This window comes from Clostridium thermarum, assembly GCF_006351925.1.
GTDB lineage: Bacteria > Bacillota > Clostridia > Clostridiales > Clostridiaceae > Clostridium_AU > Clostridium_AU thermarum.
This window is the reverse complement of the sequence record NZ_CP040924.1, coordinates 1606056-1618812: the sequence shown is the minus strand read 5'-3', so window position 1 is coordinate 1618812 and position 12757 is coordinate 1606056. Positions and strand designations below refer to the sequence as shown.

Here is a 12757-nt window from a genome sequence, read left to right as displayed (position 1 = left end):
AGTTACTTTCTCCATCAAAGTTATAATTATGTAATTTTCTTTATTATAACCACTGTTTATAAAAATTTCAACTTTATTTTAAATTTTGTCGTAATACTTCATAGATCATTATGGATGCAGCCACCGATGCATTAAGAGATTCTGCTCCACCTGGCATGGGAATCTTAACCCTGATGTCAGCCAAAGCATATACTTCTTCGCTTATGCCTTTGCCTTCATTACCTACAGCTATAATAACCTTTTCTCCGTAAGTCCTAGCAAAAAAGTTTTCTTCAGCATCTAAGGAGCTTGCCACTACCTTATATCCTACTTCCTTCATAGATGCTACTATTTGATGGTTTTTATCTTCTATTATGGGAACATAAAATATTGACCCCATAGTGGATCTAAGTGTCTTCTCATTATAGGGGTCAACGGTACCGGCTGTATAGATTATACCTTTAGCGCTGGCGGCATGGGCAGTTCTAATTATAGTCCCTAGGTTCCCTGGATCCTGTACCTTGTCGACAAGGACAAAAAGGCCATTTTCCCGAGGGGTATTATAGGTTTTCTTGCGGATTATTGCCGCTATACCCTGAGGAGCTTCTGTATCACAAATATCATTAAACAAACTGTCTTTAATTACATGTAAAGAACCTTTCACAGCACTCTGAAATATATTTATATATTTTTCAGAGTGTTTTTGGGAAATCAGCAGCTTTTCTACATCTGCTCCGGCTTTAAATGCTTCCTCAACAAATCTGCAGCCCTCTATAAAAAATTTTCCCTGCTCTTCTCTATACCTTTTTTCCTTCAACTTTTTAACTTCTTTAATGAGCTGATTATCCTTACTCTGTATGAGTTCCAAGTACATTCCACCTTTACCTGTCAATCATATTTTCAATTCTGCTTAGTTCCTCAGAGCCACCGATAGCTAATATAATATCACCATCCTGAATCTCGTCATCTGCTCCCGGAGCAATATTTACGCCATCTTCTCTCTTAATTGCCATGATATTTATGCCATATCTTGCCCTTGCATTCAATTCTCTGAGACTCTTCCCGCTCCATTCCTTAGGCGATACTATTTCAGCTATACTATAATCCGGTGAAAGTTCAATATAATCCAATATATTAGAGGAAATAAGATTGTGAGCTACACGAATTCCCATATCTCTTTCCGGAAGGATAACTCTATCAGCACCAATTTTACTTAATAGCTTTGCGTGGAGCTCATTCTGTGCCTTTGCAATCAGGTACTTAACTCCAAGTTCCTTTATTAGCAGAGTAATCATAGCACTGGATTGAATATCAGAGCCTATTGTAACTACTGCAACGTCAAAATTTTTAATACCTAAGCTTCTTAGTGCACTCTCATCGGTAGCATCCATTTGAACAGCATGGGTAACACTATCAGAGATTTCCTGTACCAAACTTTCCTCTGAATCTATAGCAAGCACGTCATTACCTAATGAATATAAGGTTTTTGCCACTGATGCTCCAAATCTTCCTAGTCCTATCACAACATATTGCTTTTTATCCATAACCCTACAACACCCCTAACCAACTAATATTTTATCCTCAGGATACCTAATAGCACTCTTCTTTTTATTTTGTGCCAATGACAATGCTATTGTAAGTGGTCCAACCCTCCCCACATACATACATAATATGATTAATACCTTTCCCAGTGAGCTTAGAAAGGGCGTTACTCCCAGTGTTAATCCAACAGTAGCAAAGGCCGAGGTTGCCTCATATAAAAGGAACTCTAAAGAAAACCCCATTTTCCGCTCTGTAACTGTTAGAATCATAGTTGCTGAGGCTACTACTAATAACCCAATGGTGGCAATGGTAAAGGCCTTTAATACCAGGTCTTTTGATATTCTCCTTTTATATATCTCTGTATCTTCTTTTCCTTTTACAGTACAAATTATTGCCATTATTATAATACCGAGAGTAGAGGTTTTTATACCTCCGGCTGTAGACCCTGGTGAACCTCCTATGAACATTAATACCATGGTAAAAAATCTTGAAGTGGGCATCATTTCTGCTGTTGGTATGGAATTCATGCCGGCAGTTCTTGGTGTAACCGCTGCAAAAAGTGAATTGGTAAACTTATCAACTAGAGACATGTTCCCAATAGTTGCAGAATTGTTGTGCTCTATAATATATATAATTACTGCTCCACCAAATATCAAAAATAATGTAATAGTTATAACTATCTTAGAATGAAGGGAAAGGCTTTTCATGTTTTTATAATTATATATATCTGCCCACACTGAAAAACCCAGACCTCCAATAGCTATCAAAACACCTAATGTCATAACAACAACAGGGTTCCTCTGCCAACCCACTATACTTATAAATTTATCCGATGTTTCACCAAACAAATCAAAACCTGCATTGCAGAAGGCTGAAACGGAATGCCATATACTATAATATATGCCTCTGGCAAAACCAAATTCAGGTATAAACTGGGTAGATAAGAACAATGCACCAATACCTTCAACAGCAAAAGTAAAAATCAAAATATACTTGCCCAGCTTTACAAGTCCTTGTAGGTCAAAGGTATTCATAGCCTCCTGCATTATTAATCTTTCTCTCAAGGTAATCTTTTTTCCCAGGATCAGAGCAAACAAGGTTGCAAAGGACATGAATCCCAAGCCACCTATTTCAATTAAGAATATTATAACTGTTTTACCGAAATAGTTCCAATGACTTCCGGTATCAAGTGTTACTAACCCAGTAACACAGGTAGCTGAAGTTGATGTAAATAAACAGTCCAGAAAGGGTGTCCACGTTCCATCTGCAGAAGAGATTGGAAAAGTCAAAAGGATTGCCCCCAATAAAATAAGAAGAGCAAACCCTATGGACAAAATACGTACAGGACTTAATTTTATTTTTCTTGCTATGCTTATATGCATAATTACACCTCGAATTATACCCTTTTATAAATATTTTTACCAACTATAAATTTATCCACCAGACCGTATCAAAAATAGTATACAATCTGATGGAATAAAATGTAATCTCTGTATTATTTTTATGTATAGGGCCTTAAGTATGTATTCTTAAAACCCAGCATTTTTATGCGTTTAATTGATTCTTAGCTATCTGCACCAAATCTGCAAATGCCTTTGGATCATTGATTGCTATTTCTGATAACATCTTTCTGTTTATATCTATACCAGCAAGTTTTATACCATTCATGAATCTTGAATAGGATAATCCATTAATTCTTGTAGCAGCATTTATTCTTGCTATCCAAAGCTTTCTGAAATCTCTCTTCTTTAACTTTCTGCCAACATAAGCATTTCTTAATGCTCTTATTACACTTTCATTAGCAGTCTTAAATAACTTGCTTTTTCCACCGTAGTATCCTTTTGCAAGCTTTAATATCTTCTTATGTTTTTTACGGGAATTCATTGCTCTCTTTACTCTTGCCATTTCATTAACCTCCTTCTATCGCTGTACTATTACAGGTATGGTAATAATTTCTTCATTACTTTTTCTTGTGCTGCAGATACATATGCAGTCTTTCTAAGATTTCTCTTTCTCTTAGAACTCTTCTTTGTCAAGATATGGCTCTTGAAAGCTTTAGCTCTCTTTAATTTTCCTGAACCAGTCTTCTTAAATCTCTTTGCTGCACCTCTATGAGTTTTCATTTTTGGCATGATATTTCCTCCTCCCAAATTTTAGCTCTTTTTTGGAGCCAGTATTACTATCATATTTTTTCCTTCAAGCTTAGCGGCCTTTTCTATTATACAAACATCCTGAAGTCTATCAACAAAACTATCTAATATCCTTTTGCCTAAATGTGAGTAATCAGCTTCTCTTCCCCTGAATCTAACTGTAACTTTTACCTTATCCTCATCCAGCAAGAACTTTCTTGCATTATTAGCTTTAATGGAAATGTCATGTTCTTCTATTGTTGGACTAAGTCTTACTTCTTTAATGCTGATAACCTTTTGTTTCTTTTTAGCTTCCTTGTCCTTTTTTGATTGCTCATAGATAAACTTACCAAAATCCATTATCTTACATACTGGCGGATTGGCTGCTGGAGAAATCATAACTAAATCTAGTTCTTTTTCTTCTGCTATGTTTAGAGCATCTTTACTGGACATTACTCCCAACATAGATCCGTCTTCACCAATTACTCTTATCTCTTTTTCTCTTATTTCGTCGTTTATAAGATAATTTTTACTAATAATCGTCACCTCCGAATTATTTATAAAGCCACCTTTTACTACTTAGCTATGCTTATAAATAAAAAAGCGGCACAAAGCCGCTTCTTACATTCGAAATTACATTCAACCTTACAAGCATAACCGTAAGGTGAGAAACGGCCGTTTCTTCTTAACATGTAATATTATAACTATGCTATATCCATTTGTCAACATATTTTTCAAACTTGAATATTTTGAGCAACTGATTTACATAATTCACATTCATTACACATGGTAACTCTATCCGTAAACACATTATTGATTGTATCCAATACCTCTTTATTTGTACAGTACTTAGCCCCATGTATATTTATTTTCCTTGGAGAATTTGTTATTAGGCCGCTGATAATAAGATCTTCTATATTATTTTCACTAATTTTTTCAGTAGATAGCTCATTTAAAAATTCTTTTAAAAATTCCTTTCCATTTTCATCTCTTATCTGGTACTTTCCCTTAGAGTCTATAATTATATTCACCGTATCCAGCTTACTATCCTGTATTTCAACAAAATATTTTAAAAGCTTTATGAATTCACTGTATTCCTTATCTACCATATATCTTTCTACTACTTTATCAACGATAGCCTCTATATCCTCCCGAAGTTCCTTCATCCTAAAGGTTATAAAACCGTTGATGTTTATTTCATTATTTTCCTCTATGCAAGCAATGATCTTGTCTATGATATTGTTTTTCCTGTTCATGTAATATATTCCGCTGTCATCTATAATAAGCTCTTCACCTTTTAGAACCTTCATGCTTAATATTTCAACATCTCTGAGCTCATCCGGTTTAAGAAAGAAATAGGTGTCATTTAAAAAGTTCAGCATCTCTTTATCATAAAATTCATATATGGCAATCTTGTATAAGATATTAGCCATATAAAAATTAAACATACTAACAATTTTTTCATTATACTCTTCTTCACTGCAAAACACTTTGATAAACTGCGTATTATTGATAATGCTTTCGGAGATTCCTAAGATAATATTTTTTTCTTTGAAGTGTTTCTTTATCTCATTAAGCTCACCGATTATATCCCTTTCACCTTCATAGACTACTGTCAAAAGCAACATCTGTCTCACTCCCTTCTAAAATTAGTATGTGTTTAATACCTGTGTCTATACAAGAAAATTAATACAGCAATCGACAGAGTGCTGTGAGAATTTTGACATTAAGTTTATAAAATTATAAAATTATGTATAATGAATTATTATGGATAACTTTAGAAAGGAGTAAAATATGAACTGCTGTATTGTAGACTGCAGAATCTCTGAAAGTGAAAGCCTGGCTTTGTCCAAATTAGGTCTTACAGCCTTATTGTGCCCTAGACACAGTAATTTGTATGCCGCTATTAGCAGCCATCCGGATATTCAAATTTTTGTTCACAACAAGAAGCACTTGATAGTTCAAAAAAAATTAGATCCGCTTTTTATAAACCAATTCCTTGAACTTGGTATTGAAGTAACACTTTCAGAGGCAGAATTAACCTCTGAGTATCCTCATGATATAATATTAAACTGTTTTCGATTAGGTGACTTATTCGTACACAATTTAAAATATACCGATAACAAAATATTGGAGGCCTTGGACAGCACCACAAAAAAAATTCATGTAAAGCAAGGCTATACTAAATGTTCTACCGCCATTGTCAACGAAGGCGCTGTTATCACCAACGACATTGGCATTGCCAAAGCTTTAACCACAGAAAAAATAGATGTATTATACTTGCCTCATGGAGATATAGTGTTGGAAGAGATGAACTACGGCTTTATAGGCGGCTGCTGCGGTCTATTGGATGAGAAAAACATAGCCTTCTTCGGCAGCTTGGATAAATACATTTACGGTAAGGAAATCAAAGACTTTTTAAGAAAACATAAAGTGGAATATCATTACCTAATGGATGAGAAACTGACAGATAGAGGCAGCTTGTTGATGATTTATTAATCACTGAAGACGGGAAATACACTGAAATACACGGAAGGGTATTCCTTAAAATGAAATTCCTCTCCGTGTATTCCGTGTTGAATTTTTATGTTCTTTATACCGATAAATGCAAAATAAAAAAAGACACGTCAAAGCGTGTCTTTAATTTTCTTATGGAGGCGCCACCCAGATTTGAACTGGGGATGAGGGTGTTGCAGACCCGTGCCTTACCACTTGGCTATAGCGCCAAATAAATGGAGCGGAAGACGGGATTCGAACCCGCAACTTTCACCTTGGCAAGGTGACACTCTACCATTGAGTCACTCCCGCATACATGGTGGCTAGACCAGGAATCGAACCAGGGACACGAGGATTTTCAGTCCTCTGCTCTACCGACTGAGCTATCTAGCCTTAAATGGCGACCCAGAAGGGACTCGAACCCTCGACCTCCGGCGTGACAGGCCGGCACTCTAACCAACTGAGCCACTGGGCCGTTTGAAATTAGTGGTGGGCACAACAGGGATCGAACCTGTGACCCTCTGCTTGTAAGGCAGATGCTCTCCCAGCTGAGCTATGCGCCCACTAACTTCTGAAGACAAATATTATTATATATGGACATTTAAATGTTGTCAACAGCTTTATAAAAAAAATCTTTTAAATTTTATTGAGCAAATCACCAATTTCATCATTGCTGAAATGATATGAAGTATTACAAAAATGGCACTGAATCTCTTCAGACTTTCCTTCCTCATAGATCTCTGACAAATCAGCTTTTCCAATACTGATCAAGGCCTTTTCAACCTTTTCACGGCTGCAGTCACACTTATAAAAAGGTTCTCTATATTCCATAATTTTTATGGACATATCTTCAAAAAGATCCTTCATAATGGTTTCTATATCTTTTCCGCTATCTAAAAGCTCTGTTATAGATTTCATCTCTTCCAATCTGTAAGAAATCAAATCTGCAACCAGCTCATTGGCACCGGGCATCATTTGGATTATAAATCCGCCAGAAGCCTTTATAGATAAATCACTGGCTACTAGTACGCCTACACCTACAGCTGACGGAGTTTGCTCAGACTTTGCAAAATAATTAGTCAAATCGTCACCTATTTCGCCAGTTACAATTGGTATCTGTCCTACATATGGCTCCCTAAGTCCAATATCCCTGATAACTGTCAGCATTCCATCAGTACCTATAGCACCACCTACATCCAGTTTACCCTTATCATTTTGTGGCAAATCCACTGCAGGATTTCCAATGTACCCCTTAACTCTTCCATCAGCATATGCAGTAACAATTACCAAACCTGCTGGTCCACCACCTTTAATTTGCAGGGTAAGTACGTCCTGCTCATTTTTTAACATTGAACCCATCATTACTCCAGCGGTAAGCATTCTTCCTAAGGCAGCTGCAGCTGTAGGACGACACTGATGAATTTTAACAGCTTCATTTACCAAATTCCTTGTGCTGGCGGCAACAAAGCGTACAGCTCCCTCAGCCGCTGTTCCTATTATCAAAGTATCCTTCATAATTAACACCAACCTTTTCTTATCCTTTTACTACAATATATGTTATTCTTTCCGAATCAGCTTTAACAGGATTATTTGTATAGTTGTCCACCTTGGCAACAATATTTAATCCGTTTTGCTTTAAAGCCTTTTCTATCTCTTCTGTACTGTAAATTCTCTCTCTGTGAACCTCGTCAAATCTTTCATATAGCTTGCCTTCACTTATGAAAAAGGTAAGATACATTTCAACTATGCGGTTACCTAGAGTATTTTCCCAAAGATAAACTATTTCATCGCTATTATATGTAAAAATATTATCACCTAATATTTTTTCTAGTTTATATTCACTGTTGATATCGAATATGAACAAACCCTTTTCCTTTAGATGAGTGGCTACCCCTAAGAAAAAAATATCCAAATCTCCGTCTTCCGTTAAATAATTTGTAGAATCTAAAGCACAGGTGATAAGATCAAATTTATTATTTAATTTTAAATACCTCATATCTTGATTTACAAATTTGGCCTTAATTCCCTTATCTCTAAATTTACTTTCTGCTATGATGAGCATTTCCTCTGAGAGGTCTACGCAACAAGTTCTCTTAAAACCTCGGGATAAATTTATGGATAAGTTTCCAGTACCACACCCTAAGTCCAGATAATCATCGCTCCTTATGTTCATCTCTAGACATTTTTCTCTTATAAAGTCGCTCCAACCGAGATAATCTATATCTTCATTGATCAAACTATCATATATCTCTGCAAATCTACTATATGCCATAAGTTTATCCCCCTAGACTTAACAATGTCATCCAGAATATTTTATATATAAAGATATGAGAAGTCAACAGGCCTATTTATTATACTTTGACAAAATTTCTTTATTTGTTGGCATATGCAGTTTTTTCTTTCGCTTGGTCATTATGCCACCTATCCTGCCCGTTTCCTCAGCGGTTAAGCCACTCCAGCCAAGGGCATCAACCTTTTCTTTTAAGCCTAATTCCTCTGCAATCTCATACTTGATTTTTTCTCTTAACTTTTCTTCTTCTGTTAACTCTTTATTTGTTTTTAACTTAGCCTTAATTACCTTTTTAAGAGGTGTTTTTCCCATATTAAAATCACTCCTTATACATCTCAATTATTATTTTTCACTAATAGTATGTTGATTATACATGTAATTAATTGAAATATTTTTCTAATCAGTATATAATCTTTTTAACTAAATCTATATAATAATACTAGGAATGAATTTAATTCCGAAAGTTATGAAAAGTAATAAACAATATGCAAAGCGAGGGATGTAAATGAGTATTTTTAAGGGCAGCGGCGTAGCCATTGTTACTCCGTTTGATGAAACTGGTGTGAATCTGGATAAACTCAAAGAACTTATAGAAGACCAAATAAAAGCCGGCACAGATGCTATAATAATTTGCGGAACCACCGGTGAAGCATCCACCATGACAGAAGCTGAAAAAAAAGAAGCTATTAAGTTTACTGTGGAGGTTGTAAATAAAAGAGTTCCAGTCATTGCAGGTACCGGAACCAACAATACCAGTGTATCGGTCAAAATGAGTGTTTGGGCTGAATCCATGGGAGTTGACGGCCTTCTTGTTATTACCCCCTATTACAACCGAACAACTCAAAAAGGTTTAGTTGCTCACTTTGGAGAAATAGCAACCAGTGTGAAAATTCCTTTGATACTATATAATGTACCTTCCAGGACAGGTATGAATCTTCTGCCTCAGACAATAGAAGAGTTGACAAAATATGATAATATTGTGGCTGTAAAAGAGGCCAGCGGGGATATTGGGCAGGTTGCAAAAATCAAAGCCCTATGTGGTGATAGGATAGCTATATATTCAGGAAATGATGATCAAATAATACCAATTTTAGCCCTGGGGGGCTCCGGAGTTATTTCTGTGGCAGCTAATATCATTCCAAAGAAAATGCATGAGCTATGCCATGAATTTTTTAAAGGTAATTTTAACAAGTCCCTGGAACTTCAGTTAAAATATCTTTCACTGATAAATGCTCTATTTATAGAAAACAATCCAATACCGGTAAAAACTGCTATGAACCTTATGGGAATGAATGTTGGTAAGCTGAGACTCCCACTTTGTGATATGAGTGAAAGCAACTTAAATATTCTTAAAGGTGAACTGAAAAAACATGGACTAATATAACGGAGGGTAATATGATAAAAATAATTCTTAATGGCTGTAATGGCAGAATGGGTAAAGCTATATCCGAGCTTGCTAAGAGCAATGACACAGTTAAAATTGTTGCAGGGATCGATAAATTCCTTACAGAAACAAATTCCTATTTTCCTACTTATGATGATATAAACAAGTACCAGGGAGAATGTGATGTAGTTTTAGACTTTTCAAGTCCAAAATCCTTGCCGTCACTTTCTCTATACTGCCTTGAAAAAAAGCTTCCCCTTGTACTTTGCACTACCGGGTATAGTGAAGATGAATATAAGGCCATCAAAGAACTAAGTACTAAGATACCTGTATTCAACTCCGGAAATATGTCTTTGGGGATAAATATTTTGAGCTCCATATTAAAGAAAATTTCTCCATTACTTTTTAAAGGCTTCGATATTGAAATCATTGAAAAGCACCATAATCAAAAGGTTGACTCCCCCAGCGGCACTGCATTGATGTTAGCCAACGCTATTAAGAGTTCCCTTGAAGATGAGGTAGAATATGTTCACGGTAGAAAAGGACTAAAAAAGAGAGAAAAAAATGAGATTGGTATTCACGCTGTGAGAGGTGGTTCAATAGTTGGAGAACATGAGGTCATATTTGCTGGTATAGGTGAGACCATAGTGCTAAAGCATACAGCTCTGTCAAGAGACGTGTTTGCCTCCGGTGCACTGAGAGCCTGCGAGTTTATGTGTGGAAAAGCACCTGGGCTTTACAATATGGATGATGTCATACAAGGATAATTCAATCATACTGCTGGTTAAATTCTACTTTGCAGAAAAAGTGTGATGAACAATATAAAAGAATTGACAATTGTCAATTTACTGTAATATGCAAGGTTACTTTGAATAAACTTTAAAGTTGAATATATACCAAAAACACCTATGAACTATTAAAATTCATAGGTGTTTTTTATAGTTAAATTTAACTATTTATACAAATGGCAAGCCACAAAATGTCCTTGCTGTACTTCTTTTGTTTCAGGTGTTTGCTCAAAGCACTCTGGCTTAGCATATCTGCATCTTCCGGCAAACCTGCAGCCCGGTTTTGGGTTAATTGGGCTTGGTATATCCCCTTCAAGCATTATTCTTTGTCTTTTCTTACCTTCCTCCGGATCAGGAACTGGTATTGCAGATAATAAAGCCTGAGTATATGGGTGCAGGGGATTTTCATATAACTGCTTAGAAGTAGCTAATTCCACCATTTTGCCTAAATACATTACACCAACTCTGTCAGAAATATGCTTAACCATGGAAAGGTCATGAGCTATAAACAAGTAAGTTAAGCCTAATTCCTTCTGAAGCTTAATTAATAAGTTTACAACCTGTGCTTGTATAGAAACGTCTAGTGCAGAAATAGGTTCGTCGCACATAATAAATTGAGGTTCAATAGCAAGAGCTCTTGCTATACCTATTCTCTGTCTCTGACCTCCGGAAAACTCATGTGGAAATCTGGACGCATGTTCTTTATTTAATCCAACCAAACTCAAAAGGTGATATATTTTTTCCATTCTTTCCTGTCCAGTGTACAAGCCATGAATATCGATACCTTCACCGATAATGTCACCAACCGTCATTCTAGGATTTAATGAAGCATATGGATCTTGGAAAATAATTTGCGCTTTTCTGGCAAATTCCTTCTTTCCCTTTCTATCTAACTTGTGTATATTTACACCGTCAAATAGTACTTCCCCATCTGTAGCATCGTATAAGCCAACTACAGTTCTGCCACAGGTAGTTTTTCCGCAGCCGGATTCTCCAACTAAACCCAGGGTTTCACCCTTTTTTATGTCAAAGCTTACATCATCCACCGCCTTCAGAGTAGCTCCGTGTCCAACATTAAAATACTTCTTTAAATTTCTAACTTGTATAAAAGTTTCTTTTGAACTCATACCTTAGCACCTCCTGTAGTTCCAGCAAATCTATCAACCTTTGGTGCATTTGGATGCTGTAACCAGCAACTTACCTTATGTGAATCACTAATATCCGTAATTACAGGCATAGCCTCTTTACAAATATGCATGCAGTTCTCACATCTGCTGGCAAAAGGACATCCTACCGGTGGTTTTAAGAGATCTGGAGGTGTACCTTTGATTGAATACAGCTCATCTTTATGCTTTGTGTCTAGATTTGGTACAGATTTTAACAATGCCCATGTATATGGATGCTTTGGATTATAGAAGATTTCATCTACAGTTCCTCTTTCTACCACCTTTCCTGCATACATAACCTGTACTCTATCTGCAACGTCAGCCACGACCCCTAGGTCATGGGTAATAAGAATTACCGCAGTTCCTAATTTATTTTGTAAGTCCTTAATCAAATCCATTATCTGTGCTTGAATAGTTACATCCAGTGCTGTTGTAGGCTCGTCCGCAATAAGTATCTTAGGATTACATGCCAAAGCAATAGCTATCATTGCTCTTTGTCTCATACCACCGGAGAACTCATGAGGATACTGGTGAATTCTTTTGTCAGCATTTGGAATATTAACAAGTTCCAGCATCTTAACTGCTTCTTTCATAGCCTCTGACTTTGACATTCCTCTATGATTTATCAGTGTTTCTGCTATTTGTTTTCCTATTGTCATCGTAGGATTAAGAGAAGTCATAGGATCTTGGAAAATCATACTGATATCTGCGCCCCTCAGTGCTCTTAATTCCTTTTCATTCATCTTTAATATATCTTTGCCATTGAATATAATCTGTGATCCTTCCTTTATTTCAGCAGGAGGTGTCTGTATTAGCTTCATTATGGACTTTGCTGTAACAGTCTTACCGCAGCCTGACTCCCCAACGATGGCTAAAGTTTCACCTTCATTCAAATAAAAATCAACGCCTCTAACAGATTGAACTTCGCCGGCATAAGTATGATAAGATACTCTTAAATCTTTTACTTCAAGTAATTTTGTCAT

General features: G+C 36.2%; 15 protein-coding genes, 5 tRNA genes and 1 other annotated feature (1 of these 21 running past the window's edge). Of the genes, 3 read left to right on the top strand and 17 right to left on the bottom strand.

The window, feature by feature from the left end; all coding sequences use genetic code 11:
* Nucleotides 1–27: a binding site (T-box leader), on the bottom strand; it reaches 200 nt to the left of the window's first position.
* Between the two features lie 46 nt (nt 28–73).
* From FHY60_RS07300 to ytxC, 7 genes are all read right to left on the bottom strand, one after another.
* Nucleotides 74–853: a TrmH family RNA methyltransferase gene (locus tag FHY60_RS07300; protein ID WP_139904351.1), complete on the bottom strand. Its 780-nt coding sequence runs from the start codon at nt 851–853 to the stop codon at nt 74–76.
* A gap of 7 nt (nt 854–860) precedes the next feature.
* Complete coding sequence (locus FHY60_RS07295; RefSeq protein WP_139904350.1) at nt 861–1523, bottom strand: potassium channel family protein; 663 nt, start codon at nt 1521–1523, stop codon at nt 861–863.
* Between the two features lie 15 nt (nt 1524–1538).
* On the bottom strand, nt 1539–2903 hold the full coding sequence (locus FHY60_RS07290; RefSeq protein WP_139904349.1) for a TrkH family potassium uptake protein: 1365 nt from the start codon (nt 2901–2903) through the stop codon (nt 1539–1541).
* 163 nt (nt 2904–3066) lie between these two features.
* Nucleotides 3067–3426: a 50S ribosomal protein L20 gene (rplT, locus tag FHY60_RS07285; RefSeq protein ID WP_139904348.1), complete on the bottom strand. Its 360-nt coding sequence runs from the start codon at nt 3424–3426 to the stop codon at nt 3067–3069.
* Between the two features lie 29 nt (nt 3427–3455).
* On the bottom strand, nt 3456–3653 hold the full coding sequence (gene rpmI, locus FHY60_RS07280; RefSeq protein ID WP_139904347.1) for a 50S ribosomal protein L35: 198 nt from the start codon (nt 3651–3653) through the stop codon (nt 3456–3458).
* 21 nt (nt 3654–3674) lie between these two features.
* Nucleotides 3675–4196 carry a translation initiation factor IF-3 gene (gene infC, locus FHY60_RS07275; protein WP_139904346.1) on the bottom strand — a complete coding sequence of 174 codons (522 nt, stop codon included), beginning with the start codon at nt 4194–4196 and terminating at the stop codon, nt 3675–3677.
* 188 nt (nt 4197–4384) lie between these two features.
* Nucleotides 4385–5278, bottom strand: a complete 894-nt coding sequence (gene ytxC / locus FHY60_RS07270) for a putative sporulation protein YtxC (RefSeq protein ID WP_139904345.1) — start codon at nt 5276–5278, stop codon at nt 4385–4387.
* Between the two features lie 166 nt (nt 5279–5444).
* Here ytxC and FHY60_RS07265 point away from each other — a divergent pair, with 166 nt between their 5' ends.
* Nucleotides 5445–6149 (top strand): DUF6873 family GME fold protein, encoded by a 705-nt coding sequence (locus tag FHY60_RS07265; protein WP_139904344.1) that lies wholly within the window; start codon nt 5445–5447, stop codon nt 6147–6149.
* Between the two features lie 153 nt (nt 6150–6302).
* Here FHY60_RS07265 and FHY60_RS07260 read toward each other — a convergent pair.
* From FHY60_RS07260 to FHY60_RS07225, 8 genes are all read right to left on the bottom strand, one after another.
* Nucleotides 6303–6376, bottom strand: a tRNA-Cys gene (locus tag FHY60_RS07260).
* A 7-nt stretch (nt 6377–6383) separates the two neighbouring features.
* Nucleotides 6384–6458: transfer RNA gene (locus FHY60_RS07255), tRNA-Gly, on the bottom strand.
* Nucleotides 6459–6463: 5 nt separating this feature from the next.
* Nucleotides 6464–6539, bottom strand: a tRNA-Phe gene (locus FHY60_RS07250).
* A gap of 5 nt (nt 6540–6544) precedes the next feature.
* Nucleotides 6545–6621, bottom strand: a tRNA-Asp gene (locus FHY60_RS07245).
* 12 nt (nt 6622–6633) lie between these two features.
* A tRNA-Val gene (locus tag FHY60_RS07240) sits at nt 6634–6709 on the bottom strand.
* Between the two features lie 73 nt (nt 6710–6782).
* Nucleotides 6783–7661: an Hsp33 family molecular chaperone HslO gene (gene hslO, locus FHY60_RS07235; RefSeq protein ID WP_139904343.1), complete on the bottom strand. Its 879-nt coding sequence runs from the start codon at nt 7659–7661 to the stop codon at nt 6783–6785.
* 19 nt (nt 7662–7680) lie between these two features.
* Nucleotides 7681–8418 (bottom strand): class I SAM-dependent DNA methyltransferase, encoded by a 738-nt coding sequence (locus FHY60_RS07230; protein WP_139904342.1) that lies wholly within the window; start codon nt 8416–8418, stop codon nt 7681–7683.
* A 72-nt stretch (nt 8419–8490) separates the two neighbouring features.
* The gene (locus FHY60_RS07225) at nt 8491–8748 is read right to left on the bottom strand and encodes an alpha/beta-type small acid-soluble spore protein (protein WP_139904341.1); all 258 of its coding nucleotides are present in this window, start codon (nt 8746–8748) and stop codon (nt 8491–8493) included.
* A 193-nt stretch (nt 8749–8941) separates the two neighbouring features.
* Between FHY60_RS07225 and dapA the strand changes: the two genes are divergently transcribed.
* Nucleotides 8942–9820, top strand: a complete 879-nt coding sequence (gene dapA / locus FHY60_RS07220; protein WP_139904340.1) for a 4-hydroxy-tetrahydrodipicolinate synthase — start codon at nt 8942–8944, stop codon at nt 9818–9820.
* Between the two features lie 11 nt (nt 9821–9831).
* The gene (gene dapB, locus FHY60_RS07215; protein ID WP_139904339.1) at nt 9832–10587 is read left to right on the top strand and encodes a 4-hydroxy-tetrahydrodipicolinate reductase; all 756 of its coding nucleotides are present in this window, start codon (nt 9832–9834) and stop codon (nt 10585–10587) included.
* Nucleotides 10588–10772: 185 nt separating this feature from the next.
* Here the strand turns inward: dapB and FHY60_RS07210 are convergent, their stop codons facing one another.
* Nucleotides 10773–11735, bottom strand: a complete 963-nt coding sequence (locus tag FHY60_RS07210) for an ABC transporter ATP-binding protein (RefSeq protein WP_139904338.1) — start codon at nt 11733–11735, stop codon at nt 10773–10775.
* Nucleotides 11732–12757, bottom strand: a complete 1026-nt coding sequence (locus FHY60_RS07205; RefSeq protein WP_139904337.1) for an ABC transporter ATP-binding protein — start codon at nt 12755–12757, stop codon at nt 11732–11734. The genes FHY60_RS07210 and FHY60_RS07205 overlap by 4 nt, the downstream gene beginning before the upstream one ends.